Below are 24,167 nucleotides of genomic sequence, written 5' to 3'. Positions count from 1 at the left end.
TTGGAAAAATAATAATACAAATAAAAGAACCTGTTTTTAAATAAACAAGCATATTGATTATGCATTAATGCTCTTTTTCTAAACCGTTTGTGTTTATAACAATGAAATTTATATGGGAAGCATATCAAAAAACAAAAGATATTGTGTTGCCTAATCTAGACTAACCATTCTAAAATCCTTATACAAATGAAAAGGGAAATACTACCTATCCGCTGGCTATATCGGTCCATCAGACAGCTGCGTCACTTAATAAACTTTGGATGGCGTTACATCATATTTTTTGCTTTTATCTTAATTACAGCAATCTTATTTACTGCAGTGCAACAAGGTCAGGATGTTTTGTTAAGCACACTCGAGTACAGTTGGGGCAGCTTTTTTCTAACATTCAGTCTTTTGTTTTGGGCTTATTCCAGTTGGTATACATCGCGCTTAATTGGCTATGCGGCATTGAAACATACACCAAGGCAGCCCCGTATTTTCAAGATGTACAATACTCACATTCCCCGCATTGTGGGATACCTTTGTTTTTCGGTTGTTGAGTTTGCATTGATTAATCTTTTAGCATATAAGTTTATAGATAACTATGGCAATATATTTTTTCTAGGATACCTGTCCTTTAAGTTGCTTGTTTATAAACTAATTAACCGTCAAAAACTTTTCCATAGCTTTAAAAAAGAATTCCTTTGGTACTTGCTGTTTGCTCAGGCACTTTTGCTTTTGCAAAGTGCTTTGTTGGTGAACTTTAACTCGCTCGAAGTTCGCATCATTCTTATTACCATTCTCATCATAATAAACTCTTTATTATTTCTGATTTTCACTATTAGCCGGCATACTCGTAACAACAAGAACAACAATCAAAACACGTTCGAGGGTACCCGTCAATTTATTACCTATGTAAATTCTAAAGAGCCCGCTTATACTTATGCATTTTATGGTTTGTCAGTATGTGCGTTTATCCTCTATTTGGTTGGCATTTTTTCGTTGAGCTTTTCACGTATAGTGGGGCCGTGTAATTTTTTTTTTTTAGGCACCACAATTATGCAATTAGGTATGGGATTAATTACGTTATTATCTGTGCTAAACCGGATTAATTATCATGTTCCGCTATTGATGCTTGTACTTTTTGTTAACTTCATTTTTAAAGCCGACCCCTATAAAGTTAGTATGCTTACAACCCAACAAAGCAATAATTACCACTATAGGATGCCTCTCGAAACTTATTTTGACAAGTATCTGGATGTGCATAAAACGAGCTTGACACGGCAAATAAGCTGCCCTTGTACTTTGTGCTCAGCGATGGAGGGCATCGCGCAGTGCCTTTTGGGTAGCAGGAAGTTTGAGCTTACTTAACGATAGCACTCAGGGATATTTTACAAATCATTTGTTTTGTATGTCGGGGGCATCGGGCGGCAGTGTTGGCAATGCATCTTTTTTTGCGTTGCAAAAAAATCGCAATAACATGATGTTTGAAAATACGAAACGCTATTTTGATAACGATTTCCTTACCTATACACTTGCACGAATGCTGGGACCAGACTACTTCCGGCATTTGTTGGCTTTTATTCCGATGTATGACCGCGCTGCTGCACTTGAATATGCACATGAAAAAGTACCTAACGAAGAAATAATAAGCGCAGCAATGGCCGCTCCTTTCGATATCGAAATGGAGCAAAAAAACGGAACACTAAATCCAATACTTTATATTAACACAACGGTAATGCAAAACGGAGTGCCTGCTGTGGTTAGCAATCTAAATATTGATTCCATATTAAATAACAATCGGGTAGATGTATTAGAATTACTTGTTGACTCAACTGTGCTTAAATTAAGCACAGCAGCTATACTTAGCGCACGATTTCCCTATATGAGCCCGGCAGGAAAAATATCTACCATGGCCATAGGCAACGAACGCAACAGCCTTTATTTTGTTGATGGCGGATATTTTGACAACTCAGGTGCAGGTGTTGTTACCGAGACTATTCAACATCTTGACAGATTGATAAATAAAAACAAGGCCAAGTATGGCCACATTGCAGGCAAGGTTGAATTTGTTGTATTACATATTACGAATTCACCAAAGTCAAAATTAAAATTTGAAAAAACTCCGGCTTTACAAAACGACTTATTTGCTCCTGTAAAAACGCTGGCAGGCTCCTACAGCAAGCAAACAGATATTAATGACTTGCGTTTAAAAAAATTACTGGCGCTAATAAAAGAACGAAGTATAACCCATACTTCTTACAACGATATACCTTTGTACAATAGTGCCGTGCCCAATGAAAAACCATACTCGATGAATTGGTTTATGAGTGATGATTGTAAATCGAGAATGATAGAGCGATTTAAAAATTGTTCGGAGTTGAGTGAGGTGATTAAGGATGCAAACACTAAGCGATTAAATTATAAAACCAAAACTTTGAACGAAAATAGTATGGCAAAACAGGAAGCTAATCATTTAGGCTTCAATAAAAAAAGATACTTGTAAAACTTCAATTGAAATATCGTACAAAATAAAATGCGCCCCAGCGAATTTTATTTACTTGAAAAGATTAGTAATAATGCAGGAAAAATTTTTAGTGAGGAACGCAGCATACAGCATTGCTTAGAAATTGTTCTATGCCAAACAACTTCAATTATTCTGAATCATGGAACCAAGAACGAAAAAAATTCGATGCAACCCAAGTATAACATTTAAGCTGATTTTACAAAACGCAAAACTCATATTCATAATACTTATTCAATTAAGAGTTAAAGCCTTTGCATTTCCCATTTACTAATCTAAGTAAGAATTATCTTAGTAGAAAAAGTGCAGCAATTCTTGCTAAAACTATGCTCCCTTCTCTTCCACCATTAAGTACTTTCCTGGCCGTGCAGGATCAGGAACAAACCAGGCCGGGCGGCCATTTTGGTCTTTACCTAGTCGCGCTGTTGGCACCGGAGGTGTGTTGGCTACCGGTTTATCAACTATTGCAGCAGTTGTATTTCCATTCATGGATGCACTCTTTTTGGCATGTGGTATCATATCCATAGCCATTAATTCGAATACGGATTTTTTAAAAGTTTCGATTATAAAAGCCACATCATCATCCGTGTGGGCTGTTGTAAGAAAACAAGGAAATCCATCTATAACATGCAACCCATGTAATCGCCACAAATGAAAAAGCAATTCGCTGTATGGATACTCATTTTTATATTTTGGTTTGAACAGCGAAGCAAAATTTGAAAATCCAATTGGCAACTGATACTCGTTGCAAAATGCATTTAAATCTGCAACCATGGTTGCTGCCTTTTTATTTAATTCTTGTTGTAACTGGGGACCATGTTTCTTAAGGTGTTTAAGCGCAGCAACACCGGCAGCCAATGCAAATGGGTGCCTAACAAATGTTCCGGCAAAATAGGTTACACCAACTTCGGGCACACTGCTATCACCATACTGCCAATGCCCACCATCAAGGGCATCCATGTATTTCTTTTTTCCTGCCATAGCCCCAATAGGCATGCCCCCTCCACACACTTTGCCATAAGAAGCAATATCAGCTTTAACACCATACAACTCCTGCGCACCTCCTTGTGCGTAGCGGAATCCGGTTATTACCTCATCAAAAATAAGTGCACACCCGGCATTGTCGGCTATTGTGCGAAGTTCTTTGACAAACTCCTTTGGTTGAAAATCGGCCATACGGCTTTGCACTGGCTCAATCATAATGGCTGCAAATTCATGTGCGCGCTCACGAATAATTTTCAAGCTTTCGTCAGTACCATAATCCAATACAAGAATATTGGCAACTGCTTCGGGTGTTATACCTGCTGCTGCCGGCAAGGATTTTAATTTTTTTGTTCCGCGTACAATTACCTCATCGTTAATACCATGATAGGAGTTGTTAAATGCACAAATTAAATTACGTCCGGTTACGGTGCGTGCCATACGCATTGCGCCTAAAACTGCTTCGCTACCCGTGTTGCAAATAGCAACACGCTCAGCTCCTGTTAGTTCACAAAACAACGATGCAAACTCACCTGCAAGTGGATGTTGCGGCCCTATTTCATAGCCATCATCTAATTGCTGACCTATTGCTTCTACAATAAAATCGGGCGAATGGCCAAACATATTACTGCCAAATCCATTTAGTATATCAACATACTCATTGCCATCAATGTCCCAAATTCTCGATCCCTTACTGCGGTTAACTACAACCTGATATGTAATTTCCTTATTATATGGTTTAAAGCCGGTAACTACACGTGGGTCTGCCAATTGCTCGCGGTGTTCCTGTGTAAACTGTTTTGACTTAGCAGTGCGCGTAGTATATTTTTTAATCAACTCATTAAACCATTGTTGTTGCGCCTCGGTTAATTGGTTGTTGTATGTTTTTTCAATTCGGGCTATGGCACCAAAAGGTTTTGCAGGTTCGTTTTCTTCAATTACAGGTGTTGTTGTTTTATTGATTGAAGTCGACTTGGTTTCACTATTGTTAACCGTGTTGGTAATTGTTTGTGCTGTGGGTGATGCTGCAATAGGCTGTCCGCTCAACACAGCCAACTGTTGTTGCATCAATTGCATCTGTTGTTGAATCAACCATTCAAGCCCCTCGGCATCAGGAGTAAAATTTGCAGCAGGCATATTGAAAGAAGTAGCAACAGGCTGTTGCTGTTGTTTTGCATCAGCACCCGATGATGTTAATTTTTCGGCATACGCGGTAGCGGGCAAAGAACTATCTATATGGCCAGCTATGGCGTTAATGCTCGACAACTCCTCATTTAACTGACGAAACGTAATTTTTGTATTGTATTTCTTAGTGAGGGTTAACGACACTTGTGTTAGAAAAAGTGAATCAAGTCCTAATTCGATAAGTGATGTATTAATATCCGCGCTACGCAACTCAATGCCTGAAGCGTCTTCAAGTATTTCAATTAATTCGTCAATAATAATTTGCTTTCGCTGTTCCATTTGCCAGAATATTTTTTTGTGTTGGTAATGTATTACAATGGGTGGCTATTTCTTTGTGCAAAGTTAAGTGAAAAAAATACGCTACTACGTATGCATGCCAAAATCTTTGCTCATTAATTCTTTTAAAAAGTCGGCAAGATCAAAAGGTTTATCAAGAGCCTGAACATCAATATCGGTTTCGTTTAGTATCAACTGCCACAGCGAAAAATAAACGGAGTTCTCTATCAGTTCATCTTTATTGTCGTAGAATAATTCGGAACTCTCAAAAGCGAGATACTCTGGAGTACGGCCATTGTCATGACTATAAAATTCTTCAACAAAAAAACCTCCTGCTTCAAAAATACATTCTACCGTGTTACTCGATTGACGAAAATCATTTGGATTAATAAGCCCTATGTCACCCTTTAAAGCATGTATGGTATTAGCTGATGTAACAAGGCACCTAAAGCTACCCTCGGCAGCATGATCTTGAATCAACTCTTTACGTATAGTATCACGGTAATAGATAACGTTAATGCCCAATTTAGCAAAAGCAATAGCGGTAGCTACTAATGCAAAATTGCATGGTTGATAAACCGCAACAAAATCTCCTTCGCAAATTCCAGACTTGCGCAATTGAAAAGCAATGCCGTTGCTCCAACTATCTATTTCATTTAGGGTAATAGTATTTTCACCATAAATAAAGAGGAGGTCTCTATTACCTTCTATTCGTTTTTTAAATGCGTTTAATAGGTTAGCTGATGTAAATTCGTCACTTAGTTCAAGGTCTCTTATCATATTCAATTAAAATTATCAGATTAGTTTTTTCAAAAGTCCACTATCAGGAGCCAGTGTAAAAGCACTAACTTTTGTACTTACTGTTACTTTTAAACATCAAAAAGTTGATACCCTGTGTTAGTTATTTTGTGAAGAAAAGTATATAGTCTCAGTTAAACATAGGCGAGTACAGTCAATTAAATGGCGAAAGCTACTTCTTCTTGATTGACGCATTCTTAAGCAAAGCACGTGCTGCCGTATTTGCCTCGCTGCACGAGGTCAAAGTTGTTTCCCATGTTTCTAAATAATATGCATAATGGTCAAGTGCAGTTTGGGTTAATTGGCGCATTTTATCATTATTCCCTTTATCATTTATACGGAACTCATTTTCTGCTAGCTGAAAGCCAATGGCAATGCCACTTTCGTTTGCATCCGAAATAAATTTTGTAATACGCCCACCGGTGCGCAAGGCATTCCATTGCACAAATACCTGTTGCTTATACTTTCGGGCTATTTCATCAATAACCTTTTGCGTCACATTTTGCTGACTCTCATCACATTCATTTCCATTTTCATCAATGGCCGGAAAACTTTGTGGGTCAGGTATAATAGGAACTGATATCGGTTTATCTCTGAAAATGTAACATGTTCCTTTCATTAGCTTATCAAACGATGCAACTACTTTGCCTGGAGTATAACCTGCACTTTGCCAAATGGCTATTGCATCCGTTGTAACTTCTTTACCATTGGTTACCTTATCCTGCGATGGTAAACGAAATTCATTGGTGCTTATATTCATACCAGTAAACTTGATCATGGCCACGGCATCGTAAAATCCTTTTTTGTTTTTAAGATGATCGCGAAGCGAAGTCATCAAATCGAGAATAAAAGTTTGATACTTAGCATCCCAGGGTGGTGCAACAGCAACCGTTACTGCCTTCTTACCTTTACCTCTATGATTAATCTCGGTAAACTGGAGTTTTTTTACACCTGAATTAAAAACCCAATCAGGCGTAAATTTGCCGCTGGCTATGCCTATTACAATTTTTTGTTGTTGTCAACTGCTTGTTGAATTTCACGGTCGAGCAAGGCCCAGTTGTGCTGATTATCTTGTGGCTCAACAGATTTCCATGACAACCGCAGATATACGCCATCAATCTGATCACTCTTATAAGTGGAAGCTGCAAAGCCTACATCCATAGCGCTGTTGGTAACAAATAGCCCAACGGGCATTTTAATTTCCGGTTTTTCATCATCAATTTGTTCAACCGTAACGGTGGTATCAGCTTGCGACAACACCTCAGTTGGTGTTGTTTGCACATTTATATCATGATTTAACGAAGCGGATGTGCAAGAGGTAATTCCTCCTTGCAACAGCAGACACATTACAATAGTACTATTCATAATGGTAATTAATATTTTATAGCAAAGGTATTATCCATTGGTATGCCAATAATTAAGTTTCACTAAAGGAATTCACAACTTAATGTGAATAGCAATTGAGTTGCCACTTAAAAAAATCTGACAACCCATTCATGTGTTTGGCAACTTTTTACTAAAGGTAATCAAGCAAGTTACACCTCTTGTTGTAAATCTAAGTTACGTTTCTCTAATTGCTTTATTCAGTTTTGTCTTTTAACATTATTTAAGGCTATGCTAGAAATAAAGAACAATGTATTGTACTATTCATACCTGATAAACGACAAGCATTACTTACGAATAGCTTTTGCTGGCGATTTCTTTTTTTTTGAAAATTTTGCAATTTGGTTGAAGTCCAAAGCTAATTGAACCCAATAATTCAATTTTGGTTTTGTGTTTAATACTTCTACATTAACAAAAACATAGCCGCGCATAACTTTGCCAGTAAAATTCATTGGTATGCAACCTTCTTTGGTAATTAATTCCTCATATATATCAGGATTGATGCGTAGCATCAATCTTTCCTTCTCTACACCAACACACATTTTATCGTTTACCATGAAGCATAATCCACCGAACATCGCTTTTTCTATTACATGGTCGTGCGTTATAGCGAATATTTCGCGCACACGGTCAGCAAGTTTTTCGTTATAGGCCATTTGATTTTTTTTCAAAAATAGAATTTTACAAATACTAACACTACGTGAAAGTAATTTTTATTTTTGTGGCCCGTATGCAGCCATTAACCATACTTAACAGTTTACAATTTGATGTAACACTTAAAAGACTTTGCTATCAATTAAGCGAGAATCATTTAAATTTTGATGATACCGTGTTTATTGGCATACAGCCACGCGGAATCTACGTATGCCAACGCATATGCGCCTTACTTAAAGCAACCAATAACAACATACAGCAAGGCAGTTTGGATATTACCTTTTATCGCGATGATTTCAGAAGACGCGATGAGTTAGCAACTCCGGCACCTACCAGCATTAACTTTGCAGTTGAGAATAAAAAAGTAATATTGATGGACGATGTCTTGTACACAGGCCGCACCATTAGAGCTGCATTAGATGCATTGCTTGACTATGGGCGTCCACAAAAAGTGGAACTATTGGTGCTGGTTGACCGCAAATACGCCAGGCATTTGCCCATAGCACCCGACTATACAGGCATTGCCATTGACACCATTACTTCTGACAAGGTTAAAGTTAGGTGGTCAGAAACTGAAGGAATAGATGAAATATTAATTGTAAAATAGAAATAAAACTTCGGCATGTCGCAATTATCAGTAAAGCATTTGTTGGGAATAAAAGATCTTACACGACAAGATATTGAGTTGATTTTTCACACGGCTGATAATTTTAAAGAAGTAATTAATCGTCCCATTAAGAAGGTTCCATCCTTGCGCGATGTGACCATTGCAAATCTTTTTTTTGAAAACAGCACACGTACAAAGCTGTCTTTCGAACTGGCCGAGAAAAGGCTAAGTGCCGATATTCTCAATTTTGCAGCATCTTCTTCATCGGTATCAAAAGGTGAAACACTTATAGATACGGTTCAAAATATTTTATCCATGAAAGTGGATATGATAGTTATGCGACATCCAAAAGCAGGTGCGCCCCATTTTTTAAGCCAGCACGTAGATGCCACCATTATTAATGCCGGTGATGGCGCTCATGAACATCCTACTCAGGCATTGCTTGATGCTTATAGCTTGCGCGAAAAATTCGGAAAACTTGAAGGGAAAAAAATTGCCATCGTGGGCGACATCCTGCATTCGCGTGTTGCCATGTCTAATATTTATTGTTTACAAAAATTAGGCGCAGAAGTGCGTGTTTGCGGCATGCTTACCCTGATGCCCCGCTATATAGAAAGCCTTGGAGTAAAGGTAGAAACCGATTTGGAAAAAACGTTGAATTGGTGCGATGCAGTAAACATGCTTCGTATTCAACTTGAGCGTCAGGATACTAAATACTTTCCTTCGTTGCGAGAATATACTGCCTTGTATGGTTTAAATTTAGAACGCCTTCAGAAATTGAATAAACCTATCACCATTATGCATCCGGGTCCAATTAATCGTGGTGTTGAAGTGACCAGTGAAGTTGCTGATCATGCCGATTCAATCATACTAAACCAGGTTGAAAATGGTGTGGCAATCCGCATGGCAGTGCTTTACCTATTAGCAGGTCAGGTTTAATCATCCTTGATTTTTTTCCACTGATTATTACAAGAACATCTTTCTAACAAAATAAAATTCAACGTACATTCGCTTTGCAATTATAACTTCATGCAAAAGACGCCTCATCAAATACTTAAGCAATATTGGGATTACGATAACTTCAGGCCACTGCAGGAAGAAATTGTTGATTCAGTGCTGCAAGGCAATGATACTTTGGCATTGCTGCCTACAGGAGGAGGAAAGTCAATCTGCTTTCAAGTACCCGCACTTTGCAATGCAGGCATATGTTTGGTGGTGTCGCCATTGATAGCGTTAATGAAAGATCAGGTTCATAATCTTAAAAAGCGAAATATAAATGCTGTTGCAGTTTTTTCAGGAATGAGCTATCGCGAATTGGATTTAGTATTAGATAATTGTGTATATGGAAATACGAAATTCCTCTACTTATCTCCCGAACGATTGCAGGTAGACTGGGTGCAAGAACGAATAGCAAAGATGAAAGTTAATCTTATTGCGGTAGACGAAGCTCATTGCGTTTCGCAATGGGGATATGATTTCAGGCCACCTTATTTGAAAATAGCAGAAATACGCAAGTTTCATCCAAAGGTACCGGTACTTGCGCTTACAGCATCTGCCACTACAGAAGTTCAAGTGGATATTATGCAAAAACTTGCTTTTAAAAAGGAAAATATATTTCGCAAAAGTTTTGCAAGAGCCAATCTTAACTACATGGTTTTTAAAGAAGAGAACAAAGAGAAAAGAGCGCAAAATATTTTACAAAAAGTTCAGGGCACCAGTATTATTTATGTTCGTAACCGCAGAAGAACTGAGCAGATTGCTTCGCATTTTAAATCGCTTGGAATAACCAGCGACTTCTATCATGCAGGTTTAAAAAGCATAGACCGCAATAAAAAGCAAGAGGCGTGGATTTCGGGAAAGACCAGATTAATAGTAGCTACCAATGCCTTTGGAATGGGCATAGACAAGCCGGATGTGCGCACGGTAATTCACTTTGACATACCTGATAATCTGGAAGCATATTATCAGGAAGCGGGACGAGCAGGCAGAGATGAGCAAAAAGCCTATGCGGTATTACTTTACAATAATCGCGATATTAATGAACTTGCAAATAGGCCCGAACTTAACTTCCCTCCTATTGAAAAAGTGCAACAAGTATATAATGCACTTTTCAACTTTTTATCATTGCCAATAGGTTCAGGCAAAGACCAAACCTTTTCGTTTGATCTTCTTCAATTTTGCAAAAACTATAATTTTGTTCCTATACATGTTAGTGTCGTTCTGAATTTATTACAGTTAGAAGGCTACATCAGCCTAAGCGATCAATTTTATATGGCATCGCGCATAATGATTAAAATAGATGGCACTGCACTTTACAATTTTCAGATGTTAAACAAAGCAATGGATGAATTCATAAAAACATTGCTACGCAGCTACGAAGGCCTTTTTGACTCCTACGCGCCTATTAATGAAAACGAAATTGCGCAGCGGTGCAAGATTTCGATAGACCAGGTGGCTACCAAATTGAACTACCTTCACAAAAACGGAGCTATCGACTATTTACCCAATACAGATGACCCTCAACTTACTTTGCTTGAGGAACGTTTGCCATTAGATAACATTTCCTTTTCGAATGAGGTGTACAAATTCAGAAAAGAGCGCTACATAAAACGGATACAAGCAATGGCAAACTATACCAGCAGTACTTCGCACTGCCGAAATATGTTGTTGCTCCATTATTTTGAAGAAAAAAATCTTTCGCGCTGCGGAACCTGCGATTTCTGCCTGTTGCAAAAGCAAATAGGATTAAATGAAGCTGAATTTGATAAAGCAGGAAAAAAAATATTGGCAATTCTGCAAGATGAACCCAAGCCACTGGAACATATACACATACAGTTATCTATTATGAATATACAAAAACTAGTTAAGCTGTTAAATTGGCTTGAAGAGTCTGGTATAATAAAATTACAACAAGGCTTGTATAAGGCAATCCACTAAATCATACTATGAACATTCCCCTGTTAACAGATGCGTTAAATTAATTTTTTCGAATTGATTTCAATTATTATCTTGCAGCCTTTGACGTAATCTTTAATTTAAATAAACGATTTGAGGCACTAATATTGCCTTAGGTATCGTTAAGATGCAAAGTTGTAAAATGAGATATTCCAAATTTTCTAACCTTCTGATTCTGTTGATTATACTTAGCGCTACCAGTTTGCTTACTGCGCAAAGTACAGATCAGATAAAACAGACCTTTGTATGTGATGGCTACAACGTGGTGCCTTCACGCTTTGTAAGTTGTACACAATTACTAAATGATTGGCATCAACTACCACAGGTTAATTTCTGGCAACAAATAATCAGCAATCATCCTGATAGCAGTGTAGTTAATATTGCCCATTCGCGCACACCAATATTAACAGTAAATACGAAGCAATGGAAATCGCAAACAGAACCCCGTAAGGCCGAAGTTAAATGTAGTATACGCAATTGTTTTAGTCTAGACAGTAATACAGCTTTAAATGTAACAGCAGGCAAAGGCGATTTTTATGATTTTGTCAATGCAATAGATGAAGTAAACGCAGCTATTCCAATATTTAAAAAATATGATACCGACCCTTGGTATGCGCAGGCCATCTTATTAATTGAAAGTCCTGGAAAATTAGCTGCACGCAGCACTGCTGGCGCTGTTGGAGCATTTCAGTTAATGCCTGATGTTGCAAGATCAATGGGCTTACGCGTAAATAAAAAAATGGATGAACGCAAAAATTTTGAACGCTCAGCCGCTGCCTCTGCAAAATTTATCCGTACCTATTGTATGCCGCTTGCCAAAAAAGTTTGCCAACAAAATGGTATTGTATTCGATAGAAATGACTTATGGTTTAAGTTGCTAACCATGCATATTTACAATGCCGGCTATGGCAATGTAAATGCAGCTGTAGAAAAAGTATGTCCACAAACAGGAGGTAAAGAATTCATAAAACAACTTTGGATTACAGAGGCTGGTCAGTTTAAGAATCAATCGCAAAATTATTCGCAACTAGTGCTTGCTTGTATGTCAAATTTCACAAAAATGATGAACACTTCAGACACCGTTTACGAGCATACTGGCGACAAATTCATATACGCATATAACCAAACTACTTCTAAAAACACCTCACTGCTTGAGCAGGGATTAAAAAGCTATCAGCAAGACTTGTTATCTGGAAAAGTGAATTTCGAAAAATTCAAAGAAGTTTTTCTTTTTATTAATGGAGAATTGGCATCAACCAATCAATTGCCACAGGAAGTTGATGGCCTTACCGCCAGCGAATTAAATATGGCAGCGTTAGAATTAATGAAGAATCTTAAAGTTACTTCAGCCATCAGTTTACTTCATTTAAACGAAAAGTTATATCCTCAAAATGCCTCTGTATACGATACTCTATCAGTTGCTTATGCAAGGCAAGGAAACAAGACACTTGCGCGCAAGTATGAATTGCTTGCACAGAAAACGAAACAAACCCAACCTTAAACAAGGTTTTGGCTACAACTCAAAATTAAATCCAAGCGAGCATAAATGCTCATATCTTACCTTATCAAATTCGAAAAGCGTTGCAGCACGATGCGATACATTAGTTTGTTTTTCGGGCAATTCGTGAAGTAATTCAAAGCTGAGAATTTTCTTCCGAAAATTGCGCTTATCAAGCGGTATTTGCAATATAGATTCATATAAATTCTGAAGCTGCGAAAGGCTGAATTTTCGCGGTAATAACTCAAAGCCAATCGGTTGATATCTTATTTTATTTCGCAACCGTTCGATCGCCTTCGAAAATATATGGTTATGATCGAATGGCATATTTGGAACCTCTTTAACCGAAACCCAAATTGCCCTTGCAGCAAATGTTGACATTGGTCGCAGTAGTTGGTGTTTTACATTAATCAAAGAAAAATAGGCAATTGTTATAACCCTGCCTAAAGGATGCCGACCAACATCACCAAAAGTGTAAAGTTGTTCAAGATGCGTATTTTTTAAACCGGTTAGTTCATACAAGATCCTGGCGGCAGCATCATCAATGTTTTCATCAACCCTAACAAGGTTTCCAGGCAACGCCAATTGACCAATATAAACTTCTTCGGCACGCTCAATTAGCAACACTTTGAGGTCGCCATCGTCAAAGCCAAAGATCACGCAGTCGATACTGAATGAATTGTTATACTGATTTAACTGATTAGTCATAAAGGATTGAACGGCATAAAAGTATCGATTTACTGCATCAAAATTTTCTTTGTCTTTCAAACTTAATGCATCATATTTGTTAATAAAACTGTCATAATACGTTGATATCCTATATATTCTTTGTTTTGTATGAAGAACAATTTACTATATTTGGCATCCAAATACCTAACTAATAACATGAGTAAGAACTTTTTAAAACTAGCTGTATTTGTTTTAGTGTTTCAGTTATCCCATTTAGCACAAGCTTCTCACCTTATGGGAGGTGAAATCACTTGGAAATGCCTGGCAAATGGACAATTCAGATTTTACCTTAAAGTATACAGAGATTGCAACGGGGTGCCATTTGGTCCTCCGGTATCATTGGATGTACACAACTGTCCGGGTGTCACAAGTATTCCGATGAATGTGGTAACACAAACAGACATCTCTTCGCAAGGATTTAATAATTCGAGCATTCACCCCTGCCCAACGTGTGCCAATCCAGGTCAGGTGGGAGGCGCAGTAGAAGAATGGTATTTTGAATCAAACCCCATCACCTTGAATGGTGTACCTCCCGCCAACGGGTGGATTTTCAGTTATAGCAACTGTTGCCGCAACGCTGCAATAACAAACCTGTCTAATCCTGGCTCACAAGGTTTTACACTACGTGCCATTATGTATCCTTACAATGGTCAAAATACAAATCCATGCTTTGATTCTTCGCCTGAATTTGCTGAAATACCTAATACCATAATTTGTAATGGATACCCATTTCAATACAATCATAATGCGATTGATGATGAACTAGACTCGTTGGTTTATTCTTTTGGCAAGCCTTTAGATTCATGGAGTAGCGGGGCATGGAGTGCCACCAATCCAACTCCTCTTGGTTATTCTCCAAATTATAGTTTTACCAGTCCCTTGCCGGGCACAACCCAAAATGCCAATAATATTCCAGCAGCCATTGACAGCAATCTTGGTATAATATCCTTCTTAAGTTTTACACCAGGCAACTTTGTTACTGTAACAAAATGCTCTGCTTACAAGTGTGGTGTTCTGGTAGCAGAGATTTATCGTGAAATTCAGATAGCGCTTTTAAATTGCCAGCCAATATTGGGAACCGGTGTTCCTAACAACCCACCGGATGTTACCAAGCCATTTATTAATCCGAACACAGGGTTGTTTACAGAAACAAGAGACACGCTATATGCCGGGGAAATTGTTGATTTTTTCATGAGTGCTACCGATTTTGATATTGTACCAAACTTACCCGGCAATTTACAAACATTAACATTGGAAGCCTCGGGCAATGAATTTGGTGCCGGTTTTACAAACCCTTTGGCAGGTTGCATTATACCCCCTTGCGCCACCTTAAATCCACCTCCACCGGCACAAGCGGTAGCAGGAACTGGAACCCAGTTTCATTGGGAAACCAATTGCGATCACCTTGGGTTTACTAATGGATGTGTCAATCTTTCCAATACCTATAATTTTGTTATAAAAGTTAAAGATAATTTCTGTCCAGCAAATGGAATTACTTTTACAACCATTGCCATCACCATATTAGCGCCTCCGGTAATGAAGGCCCCGAAAATACACTGTGTAAATGTGCAAGCCAATGGCGACATACAAACTGACATGGCCCACCCCCACCGATACCTACGATGTGTTTTCTGATTATATGATTTACCATGCAAACAATATAGCCGGGCCCTACGCGCTTTTAGACAGTATACAAACACTTGCACAAGGCAACTATACACACGTTGGTGCAAATGGACAAAATATGTCTAACTTCTACTACCTTCAATCGCGTATTGATTGCAACGGACTAAAACTTTCGCAACCGGGCGATACCGTATCTGCCATCCGATTAAATGCAGTAAATGGCGGTGGCGGTCTTGCCAACCTAACCTGGAATGCCATTCGCACTCCATTATTATCTTCATCATCTCAGTATTATCATATCTGGATGGAATATCCGTTAGGCACATGGAATATGATTGACAGCACAACTGCCACATCATATACAGATACGGTTAACATTACTATTTGCGAAGACAGCGTAAACTACCGTATAGAAATTCTTGACTCGCTTGGATGTGCTTCGGTGTCTAACATCGATGGTGCCACCTTTCAAAATTTCTCGCAACCTGATGCTCCTTCTTTACGTTGCCTGGTATCCGACAATTCGGGCTCAGTAACCTTAAGTTGGGTAGCACCCGTTGATACCAGTTTCTCATTTGACGGGTATTTTATTTCGTCAGCACCTGCTCTGGGTGGTCCTTACACGGTAATTGATAGCGTAAAAAATTACGCAATTACATCATATACAGATATCAATGCCAATATTATGAGCGGCCCTATTTATTATTTTGTTCAAGCACTTACCACTTGCGGCCCTTCTTTTTCATTAGGCTCCGATACCTTGCAAGCTATGCGCCTTAACGTAACTAATGTAGCAAACAATGCAAACCTTGCATGGAATGCGCTGCACCTGCCTAAATTATCTACAAGCAACGCATACTATCATGTATACAAAGAGTATCCGTTGGGCACCTGGACATTAATTGACAGCACGCAAGTAACTACCTATATCGACCCACTAAATCAGTGTAACGATACCATCAACTATCGAATCGAACTTACTGATTTATCTGGCTGTATTTCAAAGTCTACCATTGATGGTGAAAGATTTCTTGACAATACAATACCAGACCCACCGGGATTAAGATGTATCAATGTGAATGCCAATGGAAGCACATCACTCACTTGGGTTGCTGATCCTGATACCGGTCTGGCCTTTAATTCGTATCATATTTACCTTGCTAATAATGCTGCAGGACCCTACACTGTTATTGATTCAATTTTTAACTACAATACGTTAACTTATACTGATAATTCGTCCAATGCTTATGCTGGAGATTTGTTTTATTTTTTAAAATCACGCACTGGTTGTGGCAGCAAGTATTCGCCTGAAGGCGATACGCTGCAAGCCATCAGACTAAACTTAGTTAATAATGGCGGCCAGTTTGCCCAGCTAACCTGGAATGCCATTAGAACACCGCTGCTATCTACCAGTAACGGTGCATATGATGTCTATAAAGAATACCCTCAGGAACCTGGACAAAAATTGCTACTACGCCAAATTTGTTCTATAACGACTCGAATAAAATCTGCAAAGACACGGTAAAGTATTATGTAACAATTGGTGATGCTATAGGATGCCAGAGTAATTCAACCGTTGCCAGCGATTTATTTATTGACAATACCGTTCCGCTTGCTCCAGAATTAAAATGCGTGGCCGTAGCAAGCAATGGCGATGTTACAATCACATGGGTGCCACCTATAGATACTGGCTTGTTGTATGACAGTTATCACATTTACCATAGCAATTCTGTTGCAGGGCCTTTTACACAAATAGGTACCATATTTAATTATTCGCAAACCAGCTTTACGCATGTAGGAGTAAATGCCAATATTAATACTCCATATTATTATGTTCAAACTCTTACCGGTTGTGGGGTTCAATTTTCTGACCCTTCAGATACGTTACGTTCAATAAAGCTTAATGTAAATAATACTGGAACTGGCGTTGCCTATTTGCAATGGAATGCTGTGCATACTCCCTTACTCAGCACATCGTCAAGTTACTATCGAATTTATCGTGAATACCCGGTAAACTCATGGACGATAATTGATAGCACAACAGCACTCGATTATCTTGATACGATTAATTTATGTAATGCATTCATCAATTACCGAATTGAAATTGAAGATTTCTCAGGGTGTATATCCGTTTCTAATGTTGATGGAGATTTGTTTCAAGATGTAACACCACCGGCTTTAACCGTGCTTGATACGATAAGTGTAGATCCTGCGACAGGCCAAGTACATTTGAGTTGGGAGCTGAACACTTCAGATGACACTCAAGGATATATTATTTATTTATACAATGGTGCATCCTGGGATTCGATAGGTGCAGTTAGCGGTATTGGAACATTAAGCTGGATTCATATCCTATCCAATGCTAATAATGGAAGTCAAATATATAGCATTGCCGCTTATGATAGTTGTGGCAATTTAAGCCCAATTGGAGTTCAACACAATACCATATTTGTAACAGACACATTGAATAAATGTGAGGGAACTATAACACTTAACTGGAATCAATACATAAACATGCCAAATGGTGTTGCATCTTATAACGTATATTACAATGTAAACAACGGTACATATTCTTTACTTGGCACAGTGAGTAACTCTACTTACAGCTATGTGCACACTCCTATTAAGAAAGACACGTTATATTGCTATGTAATTACAGCTATTGGAAATGACATATGGCGAACAAGCACCTCAAACCGCACCTGTCAATTAGCAGATGCTTTGGTATTCCCTAAATACACATATTTAAAAACAGCAAGTGTAACGGCTTCAAACGAGATTAGCATCAGCGCTTACGTAGACCCAACCAATGATGTAAGCAAATATAAATTAATGCGATCGCTGAATCCGAATTCGGATTATACGCCTATTCAGTTTTTGCCGAATACAGGGCTTACTACCATTGATTTTATTGATGAAGATGTTGAGACGAATGCCTACAGTTATTATTATAGAGTAATACCGGTAAGTACTTGCGAAACTGACATGGATACCAGCAACTTAGGAAGAACTATTTTGCTGCGCGTAAAAGCTAACGAAAATCTGACTAATACACTTTCGTGGACACCTTACGAGGATTGGTCAGGCAAAGTAAGACAATACAAAATATTCCGTCAAATGGATGGTGTTTGGAGTACTACACCCATAGCTATACTGCCTGATGATAAGCAAGCTTATCTGGACGATATAGCCAACTACTATAGAGGCACCGGTGAATTTTGCTACTATATAGAAGCTAATGAAGATATAGGAAACATTGACGGTTTTATTGAAACCAGTTTATCAAATGAAGCTTGCGATGCTCAAATTCCTCACTTATATATTCCTAATGCATTTACTCCGGGTGGAAGCAATCCGATTTTCAAACCTGAAGGTGCATTTATAGACTCGGCAAATTATTATTTTGCTGTATTTAATAGATGGGGTCAGCCAATTTATGAAACTACCAACTTTACTGAAGGCTGGGATGGCACTTATGAAAACGCTGACGCACCTCAAGGTGTATATGCTTATGTAGCCAAAATGGTTGGCACTAATGGCACTGCGTTGGTACGAAGGGGAAATGTAAATTTGCTGAGGTAATTAACCCAAAGAAAACATTTTGAAATTGTTCTACTTGATGCAGGTAATCAGGAGATATCTCCCCAATCGCCTTTTTCCTTCCGCTGTTTAATAATATAATTTCTGATGCAGGCATTTTCCTGTTTTAGCAAATGAGGGTCGTTATCTAAAATGCGCTGAGCTGCTTTACGGGCGAGTTCTAAAATTTTTTGGTCTTTGGTTATATCTGCTATTTTAAGATCGGTTATTCCGCTTTGTTGTGTTCCTTCAATATCTCCGGGGCCACGCAATCGCAAATCTTCTTCGGCAATTTCAAATCCATCGTTTGTGCGCACCATTGTTGCAAGGCGTTGCAGGGCATCGTTACTTAGTTTATAATCGGTAAGTAATATACAATAGCTTTGTTCTGCTCCCCTCCCAACCCGGCCTCTTAGCTGATGCAATTGCGATAGTCCAAATCGTTGCGCACTCTCAATAATCATGACACTCGCATTGGGCACATTGACGCCTACTTCAATTACCGTGGTTGCAATCATTATATTTGTTTTCCCTGCACAAAATTTTGCATATCTATCTCTCGATCGCTGCTCTTTTGCTTTCCATGAACAACGCTAATTTTATATGTTGGTGGTGTAAAATAATTTAACATAGCCTCATAACCCTGCATCAGATTTTGATAATCAAGTTGCTCCGATTCATCAATTAATGGATACACAACATATACTTGTCTACCTTTGGCTATTTCTTGCTTAATAAACTTCCAAACATTATCGCGATCGTTTTCATATTTGTGCAGTGTCTTGATTGCCTTGCGTCCCGGTGGCAATTCATCAATAATGCTAACATCTAAATCTCCGTAAATGGTCATCGAAAGTGTTCTCGGAATAGGAGTAGCACTCATTACCAAAACATGCGGTGGATGACCTTCGCGTTTACTCCACAATCGAGAACGTTGGGCAACCCCAAATCGATGTTGTTCATCGATAACTACAAAACCAAGGTTTTTAAATTGTACTGAATCTTCAAGCAAAGCATGGGTGCCAATAATAATATTCAGCTCGCCTGATTCCAGTTCTGCTAAAATTCTCCTTCGTTCTGCTGCGCGAGTGCCTCCTTTGAGTAAGGCTACTTTTACAATGGTAGGTTCAAGCAAAGTTTTTAACGTAACAAAGTGTTGCTCTGCTAGCACTTCGGTGGGCGCCATCATACATGCCTGATAGCCATTATCCATTGCAATAAGGATGCAGATTAATGCAACTATAGTCTTCCCGCTTCCAACATCCCCTTGCAACAAGCGATTCATTTGATACCCACTTCCGCAATCATTTCTAATTTCCTTGATAACACGTTTTTGTGCATTTGTTAAAGCAAAAGGAAGATGATTATTATAGAAATCAGTAAAAAAATCGCCAACGATAGGAAACCCTAAACCACCTCTTTTACTTACCCGCAATGCTCTCCGCTTTAACATTTTAAGCGTCAAATAAAAAAGTTCTTCAAATTTGAAACGAAGTTCAGCTTGCTTTAGCTTTTCATTCGATTCGGGCAAGTGTATATTAACCAATGCATCTCCTAGGTGCATTAGCTGTAATCCATTTATAAGATAATCCGGTAAATTAGAATCTAGGTTTACGGGCAATGTTTGAAGTAATGCCTTTTGCATTTTCCAAATCGCTTTGCTGTCAATATGCTTAGCCTTGCATTTTTCAGTTGTATGATACATGGCCTGAAGAGCAGTAGCAATACCTTGATTAAAAGTTGCCAAAGGCTCCAACTCAGGATGTACTATATTTATTTGATGCTGAAATAAGGTTGGCTTCCCGAAAACCACACATTCAACACCTGCTTTTACATAGTCGCGAAGCCAGGTGATACCTTGAAACCAAATCAAGTCTATGCTGCCCGTTTCATCTTTGAAACTTGCTACCAGCCTGGTAGTGCGGTGCTTGCCTACGGCAGTAACTGTTTTGATAATACCCTTTAGCTGAACATAGGGCAAATCTTGGTGTACTTCGCTTACTTTATAAAATTTAGTGCGATCAATATAACGGTATGGAAAGTGATAAAGTAAATCGCGATAGGTTTTAATAAAAAGTTCTTTTGTTAAAATATCGGCACGTTGTGGCCCAACACCTTTAACATAGGTTACTGGTTTCTCAAAAAAATCGTCCGATGTATATGCTGTTTGTGACAAGAAAACTATTTGATGCAAACATATAATTTTAGATAAACAGAACTCACTTAATGATGTAGGCACACAAAAAAACCTGCATTGTAGAATGCAGGTTCTCCATATTCGTATAAATTTGACCTTATGCCTGAACTACCGAAACATAAGATTTCTCATCAGATTTTTTGCGAAACTGAACTTTTCCATCTACCAAAGCGAATAAAGTATGGTCTTTTCCAATACCAACATTTAATCCAGGAAAATGACGAGTTCCACGCTGACGAACTATAATATTGCCTGCGATTGCATTTTGGCCTCCAAATATTTTAATTCCAAGACGTTTACTATGTGATTCGCGACCGTTTTTCGAACTTCCGACCCCTTTTTTGTGTGCCATTTTATTGAGTTATTTATATTTTTAGATTGAAATGTTTTCTATTTGAACGCGTGTTAAATCTTGACGATGCCCGTTCATTTTCTGATATCCCTTTCTGCGTTTTTTCTTGAAAATCAATACCTTATCGCCACGGAGGTGACTAATAACTTTGGCTGATACGCTGGCCCCACTCACATTAGGCGAGCCTACCTTTACAGAGCCATCGTTATCCACTAATAATACTTTTTCAAAACTTACATTATCGCCTTCATTGGCAGCCAAACGGTGCACAAATATTTGCTGATTTGGCGTTACCTTAAATTGCTGACCTGCGATGTCTACTACTGCGTACATTTTATTTATTTGTTTTTTAAAAACGGAGTGCAAATGTAAATATTAATTTGTTAGATGCAACAATGGGGTTTAAAATTTATTTATGAATCTATAAATAAAGCTACCTTACTGAATTACAATCGCTTTGGGACAAAATCACGTGTGATAAATAGCACAACCTGATGATTACTGCAGATTAATGAAATCAATTGCTGTGGCAAATATTTTTCAATTAAAAAGCTTGATAAGGAATTACCATCAACGCTTAATAAAAACTTTAATGAATGAATGATTGTTGATGAAGTTGCAAAAACGGCTGTGTAAAAATTATATTTAACTTAATAATCTGGCCTTAGATAATTATAGCTTTACTTTGCCACAATCAGACTTTAAAATACAAAATGAAAGAAATAAAAACGATAGGTGCACTTAGGCAATCAGGATATCAAAGTAAGAACATAAAAACTGAAATGCGCGACAATCTCCTCAAAGTACTTTCGAAAGGAGAACAGTTTTTTGAAGGAATAGAAGGATATGAAAATACGGTGTTACCGCAATTGCAATCAGCTGTTTTAAGTAAACACAATGTTTTGTTACTTGGGCTTCGGGGGCAAGCCAAAACACGTATGGCACGTATGATGGTGCAGTTGCTTGATGAGTATATTCCTGCTATAGATGGCACCGAACTTAATGACGACCCGTTTAATCCCATCTCATTTGAAGGCAACAGATTAATTGCCCTATTTGGTGAGGATACTCCTATAAAATGGATTCATCGTAACGAACGGTATACGGAAAACTTGCCACTCCTGATGTTTCGGTAGCCGACCTTATAGGAGATATAGATCCAATAAAAGCGGCTTCATTAAAATTATCCTATACCGATGAACGGATTATACATTATGGATTAATCCCGAGAAGTAATCGCGGTTTATTTGTAATAAACGAATTACCTGACTTACAACCCCGTATACAAGTTTCATTGTTTAATATTCTGCAAGAGGGTGATTTTCAGATAAGGGGCTTTAAGGTGCAATTGCCACTGGACATACAATTTATCTTTACAGCAAACCCTGAGGATTACACTAATCGAGGTAATATCATTACCCCTTTGAAGGATCGCATTGGTAGTCAGATTCTGACCCACTATCCAAAATCGATGGAGGTTGCAAAAAGAATTACAGAACAAGAAGCAAAAATATCGGAAGCTCAAAAAAGCACGGTGGTTGTACCTGATTTAATTAAAGAGCTTCTTGAACAAATTGCAATTGAAGCACGCAGCAGTGAATATGTAGATCAGAAGAGCGGTGTAAGTGCCCGCCTTACCATAGCAGCCTATGAGTGCTTGTATAGCATTGCCGAAAGGCGCATGTTAATAAACAAAGAAAAAACTGCAACTGCGCGCATCACCGATGTTTATGGTACGGTGCAGGCTATAAACGGAAAAATAGAACTTGTGTATGAGGGAGAACTCGAAGGGCTAAATTCAGTTGCCTATTCCCTGATTGGTAAAGCAATAAGACAACAATTTTTAAAATATTTTCCGAATCCCGAAAAATATAAAAAGAGCAAAAAACCTAATCCATATCAACCCATTATAGATTGGTTTGAAGCAGGTAATTCGGTTGACTTTTTAATGGATAGCTCGCAAACTGACTATGAAAAAAAAAATAAAAGCAGTAACAGGCCTTTTTAACACTACCAAGGAATTTATTTCGAATAGTAACAATGAAGCATTATTATTTCAAGAATTCCTTTTACATGGAATAGCCGAATTCTCCATGTTGAGTAAACGTTCACTAGAAAAACAATTTACATTTAAAGATATGTTGAGCGATATGCTCAACAGCCGGAACACTGACGAAGAATAACATCATCAAATCGCAGTGCATTGCTGATATCCGGCAAATTCTTGCAAAATCATAACTCTGGTAGCATAACATTTCTATACCTATGAAAAGAACTACTTTATTAGTTGGGATTGTTGCATTTACAGTTTATGCAACGTTAGCAGGTCTGTCCTACTTTTATTCAAACAACATAGCAGGACAGGTTTGTGCAATTATTAAAATTTTCTTCTTGTTTTTAATTCTCAAAGAAATTGTTTTAGAAAAAAACAGCTTCTATCGGGCTATGTTAATGGTTTCCATTTCTGTGTTTTTGATTGGACTGCTTTTTAAAGTTCAACATTGGCCAATGGCTGCCGAAATGATTACCGTTTCTCTTTTTTCAATATGCATTTTCGTTATTCCGTTTTATTTAAAGCGTAAAGAAAACCCGATGCCCCGTATATCTAAAACAGTTTTCGTCATTTCCTTTTTAGTTTCGATATTATTTAAGCTTTTACACTTTCCATTCAGCACCCATATTTCACTCATTAATGAAGTAATTTTTCTGGGAGGCATTGTTGCATTTATACTATCACCCCCAGGCACCGATGGTCAAAAAGAAAGCGGCTTGTTAAAATAAACTACTTTTTAGTGGTTAATCATTGTTTTAATATTAAGACGATGATGTTTCGAATACTTCTTC

19 protein-coding genes and 2 pseudogenes are annotated in these 24,167 nt (G+C 38.1%); 12 read left to right on the top strand and 9 right to left on the bottom strand.

The genetic code is table 11. From position 1 onward, the window contains the following. The first annotated feature begins 186 nt into the window (after nucleotides 1-186). Genes IPO27_14365 through IPO27_14355 form a run of 3 tightly spaced genes read left to right on the top strand, consistent with a single transcriptional unit; the run spans nucleotide 187 to nucleotide 2,695 of the window. Nucleotides 187-1,350, top strand: coding sequence for a hypothetical protein (locus IPO27_14365; GenBank protein ID MBK8847653.1), 1,164 nt, complete (start codon nucleotides 187-189; stop codon nucleotides 1,348-1,350). Continuing rightward, entirely contained in the window at nucleotides 1,337-2,485 is a 1,149-nt protein-coding gene (locus IPO27_14360) for a hypothetical protein (GenBank protein ID MBK8847652.1), read from the top strand. The genes IPO27_14365 and IPO27_14360 overlap by 14 nt, the downstream gene beginning before the upstream one ends. Before the next feature lie 30 nt (nucleotides 2,486-2,515). Continuing rightward, nucleotides 2,516-2,695: a hypothetical protein gene (locus tag IPO27_14355; GenBank protein MBK8847651.1), complete on the top strand. Its 180-nt coding sequence runs from the start codon at nucleotides 2,516-2,518 to the stop codon at nucleotides 2,693-2,695. Between the two features lie 132 nt (nucleotides 2,696-2,827). Here the strand turns inward: IPO27_14355 and IPO27_14350 are convergent, their stop codons facing one another. From IPO27_14350 to IPO27_14330, 5 genes are all read right to left on the bottom strand, one after another. After that, nucleotides 2,828-4,948: an aminotransferase class III-fold pyridoxal phosphate-dependent enzyme gene (locus IPO27_14350; GenBank protein ID MBK8847650.1), complete on the bottom strand. Its 2,121-nt coding sequence runs from the start codon at nucleotides 4,946-4,948 to the stop codon at nucleotides 2,828-2,830. Nucleotides 4,949-5,032: 84 nt separating this feature from the next. Next, nucleotides 5,033-5,725, bottom strand: a complete 693-nt coding sequence (locus tag IPO27_14345) for a hypothetical protein (GenBank protein MBK8847649.1) — start codon at nucleotides 5,723-5,725, stop codon at nucleotides 5,033-5,035. A 190-nt stretch (nucleotides 5,726-5,915) separates the two neighbouring features. Continuing rightward, a complete protein-coding gene (locus tag IPO27_14340; protein MBK8847648.1) occupies nucleotides 5,916-6,581 on the bottom strand; it encodes a hypothetical protein in 666 nt (221 codons plus the stop codon). A 161-nt stretch (nucleotides 6,582-6,742) separates the two neighbouring features. After that, nucleotides 6,743-7,108, bottom strand: coding sequence for a hypothetical protein (locus IPO27_14335; protein MBK8847647.1), 366 nt, complete (start codon nucleotides 7,106-7,108; stop codon nucleotides 6,743-6,745). Between the two features lie 305 nt (nucleotides 7,109-7,413). Then, nucleotides 7,414-7,782: a TfoX/Sxy family protein gene (locus IPO27_14330; GenBank protein ID MBK8847646.1), complete on the bottom strand. Its 369-nt coding sequence runs from the start codon at nucleotides 7,780-7,782 to the stop codon at nucleotides 7,414-7,416. A gap of 74 nt (nucleotides 7,783-7,856) precedes the next feature. Here IPO27_14330 and pyrR point away from each other — a divergent pair, with 74 nt between their 5' ends. From pyrR to IPO27_14310, 4 genes are all read left to right on the top strand, one after another. Next, entirely contained in the window at nucleotides 7,857-8,387 is a 531-nt protein-coding gene (gene pyrR, locus IPO27_14325; protein MBK8847645.1) for a bifunctional pyr operon transcriptional regulator/uracil phosphoribosyltransferase PyrR, read from the top strand. Nucleotides 8,388-8,402: 15 nt separating this feature from the next. Further along, nucleotides 8,403-9,326 carry an aspartate carbamoyltransferase catalytic subunit gene (locus IPO27_14320; protein ID MBK8847644.1) on the top strand — a complete coding sequence of 308 codons (924 nt, stop codon included), beginning with the start codon at nucleotides 8,403-8,405 and terminating at the stop codon, nucleotides 9,324-9,326. A 90-nt stretch (nucleotides 9,327-9,416) separates the two neighbouring features. After that, nucleotides 9,417-11,324 (top strand): RecQ family ATP-dependent DNA helicase, encoded by a 1,908-nt coding sequence (locus IPO27_14315; GenBank protein MBK8847643.1) that lies wholly within the window; start codon nucleotides 9,417-9,419, stop codon nucleotides 11,322-11,324. Nucleotides 11,325-11,484: 160 nt separating this feature from the next. Then, nucleotides 11,485-12,843 carry a transglycosylase SLT domain-containing protein gene (locus IPO27_14310; GenBank protein MBK8847642.1) on the top strand — a complete coding sequence of 453 codons (1,359 nt, stop codon included), beginning with the start codon at nucleotides 11,485-11,487 and terminating at the stop codon, nucleotides 12,841-12,843. 12 nt (nucleotides 12,844-12,855) lie between these two features. On the opposite strand, the gene IPO27_14305 is transcribed toward IPO27_14310, so the two are convergent. Next, on the bottom strand, nucleotides 12,856-13,548 hold the full coding sequence (locus tag IPO27_14305) for an NUDIX hydrolase (GenBank protein ID MBK8847641.1): 693 nt from the start codon (nucleotides 13,546-13,548) through the stop codon (nucleotides 12,856-12,858). Between the two features lie 177 nt (nucleotides 13,549-13,725). Between IPO27_14305 and IPO27_14300 the strand changes: the two genes are divergently transcribed. Genes IPO27_14300 through IPO27_14290 form a run of 3 tightly spaced genes read left to right on the top strand, consistent with a single transcriptional unit; the run spans nucleotide 13,726 to nucleotide 18,777 of the window. Then, the gene (locus IPO27_14300) at nucleotides 13,726-15,204 is read left to right on the top strand and encodes a hypothetical protein (GenBank protein MBK8847640.1); all 1,479 of its coding nucleotides are present in this window, start codon (nucleotides 13,726-13,728) and stop codon (nucleotides 15,202-15,204) included. Continuing rightward, on the top strand, nucleotides 15,146-16,720 hold the full coding sequence (locus tag IPO27_14295) for a hypothetical protein (protein MBK8847639.1): 1,575 nt from the start codon (nucleotides 15,146-15,148) through the stop codon (nucleotides 16,718-16,720). The genes IPO27_14300 and IPO27_14295 overlap by 59 nt, the downstream gene beginning before the upstream one ends. Continuing rightward, nucleotides 16,678-18,777: a gliding motility-associated C-terminal domain-containing protein gene (locus IPO27_14290; protein MBK8847638.1), complete on the top strand. Its 2,100-nt coding sequence runs from the start codon at nucleotides 16,678-16,680 to the stop codon at nucleotides 18,775-18,777. Before IPO27_14295 ends, IPO27_14290 begins: the two co-directional genes overlap by 43 nt. A gap of 47 nt (nucleotides 18,778-18,824) precedes the next feature. On the opposite strand, the pseudogene recG reads toward IPO27_14290, so the two are convergent. The 3 genes and pseudogenes from recG to rplU form a co-directional block, all read right to left on the bottom strand. Beyond that, nucleotides 18,825-20,950: pseudogene (gene recG, locus IPO27_14285) on the bottom strand (ATP-dependent DNA helicase RecG). A gap of 118 nt (nucleotides 20,951-21,068) precedes the next feature. Continuing rightward, complete coding sequence (rpmA, locus tag IPO27_14280; GenBank protein MBK8847637.1) at nucleotides 21,069-21,323, bottom strand: 50S ribosomal protein L27; 255 nt, start codon at nucleotides 21,321-21,323, stop codon at nucleotides 21,069-21,071. A gap of 21 nt (nucleotides 21,324-21,344) precedes the next feature. Continuing rightward, nucleotides 21,345-21,656 carry a 50S ribosomal protein L21 gene (gene rplU / locus IPO27_14275; GenBank protein ID MBK8847636.1) on the bottom strand — a complete coding sequence of 104 codons (312 nt, stop codon included), beginning with the start codon at nucleotides 21,654-21,656 and terminating at the stop codon, nucleotides 21,345-21,347. A gap of 380 nt (nucleotides 21,657-22,036) precedes the next feature. Here rplU and IPO27_14270 point away from each other — a divergent pair. Together IPO27_14270 and IPO27_14265 are read left to right on the top strand one after the other, a co-directional pair. Next, nucleotides 22,037-23,506: pseudogene (locus IPO27_14270) on the top strand (sigma 54-interacting transcriptional regulator). A gap of 82 nt (nucleotides 23,507-23,588) precedes the next feature. Continuing rightward, nucleotides 23,589-24,104, top strand: a complete 516-nt coding sequence (locus IPO27_14265; protein ID MBK8847635.1) for a hypothetical protein — start codon at nucleotides 23,589-23,591, stop codon at nucleotides 24,102-24,104. Nucleotides 24,105-24,167: the final 63 nt, after the last annotated feature.

This window comes from Bacteroidota bacterium (assembly GCA_016714535.1).
GTDB lineage: Bacteria > Bacteroidota > Bacteroidia > AKYH767-A > OLB10 > JADKFV01.
Note: the sequence above shows the minus strand (reverse complement) of the source record. Positions and strands in the feature narration are given on the sequence as shown.

Bases quoted from the DNA above. Each gene is read 5' to 3' on its own strand.
- IPO27_14315 (MBK8847643.1), top strand. From the start codon at position 9,417: ATGCAAAAGACGCCTCATCAAATACTTAAGCAATATTGGGATTACGAT.
- rpmA (MBK8847637.1), bottom strand. From the start codon at position 21,323: ATGGCACACAAAAAAGGGGTCGGAAGTTCGAAAAACGGTCGCGAATCA.
- IPO27_14305 (MBK8847641.1), bottom strand. From the start codon at position 13,548: ATGACTAATCAGTTAAATCAGTATAACAATTCATTCAGTATCGACTGC.
- pyrR (MBK8847645.1), top strand. From the start codon at position 7,857: ATGCAGCCATTAACCATACTTAACAGTTTACAATTTGATGTAACACTT.
- IPO27_14300 (MBK8847640.1), top strand. From the start codon at position 13,726: ATGAGTAAGAACTTTTTAAAACTAGCTGTATTTGTTTTAGTGTTTCAG.
- IPO27_14295 (MBK8847639.1), top strand. From the start codon at position 15,146: ATGGCGACATACAAACTGACATGGCCCACCCCCACCGATACCTACGAT.
- IPO27_14345 (MBK8847649.1), bottom strand. From the start codon at position 5,725: ATGATAAGAGACCTTGAACTAAGTGACGAATTTACATCAGCTAACCTA.
- IPO27_14330 (MBK8847646.1), bottom strand. From the start codon at position 7,782: ATGGCCTATAACGAAAAACTTGCTGACCGTGTGCGCGAAATATTCGCT.
- rplU (MBK8847636.1), bottom strand. From the start codon at position 21,656: ATGTACGCAGTAGTAGACATCGCAGGTCAGCAATTTAAGGTAACGCCA.
- IPO27_14365 (MBK8847653.1), top strand. From the start codon at position 187: ATGAAAAGGGAAATACTACCTATCCGCTGGCTATATCGGTCCATCAGA.
- IPO27_14320 (MBK8847644.1), top strand. From the start codon at position 8,403: ATGTCGCAATTATCAGTAAAGCATTTGTTGGGAATAAAAGATCTTACA.
- IPO27_14355 (MBK8847651.1), top strand. From the start codon at position 2,516: ATGCGCCCCAGCGAATTTTATTTACTTGAAAAGATTAGTAATAATGCA.
- IPO27_14350 (MBK8847650.1), bottom strand. From the start codon at position 4,948: ATGGAACAGCGAAAGCAAATTATTATTGACGAATTAATTGAAATACTT.
- IPO27_14265 (MBK8847635.1), top strand. From the start codon at position 23,589: ATGAAAAGAACTACTTTATTAGTTGGGATTGTTGCATTTACAGTTTAT.
- IPO27_14335 (MBK8847647.1), bottom strand. From the start codon at position 7,108: ATGAATAGTACTATTGTAATGTGTCTGCTGTTGCAAGGAGGAATTACC.
- IPO27_14310 (MBK8847642.1), top strand. From the start codon at position 11,485: ATGAGATATTCCAAATTTTCTAACCTTCTGATTCTGTTGATTATACTT.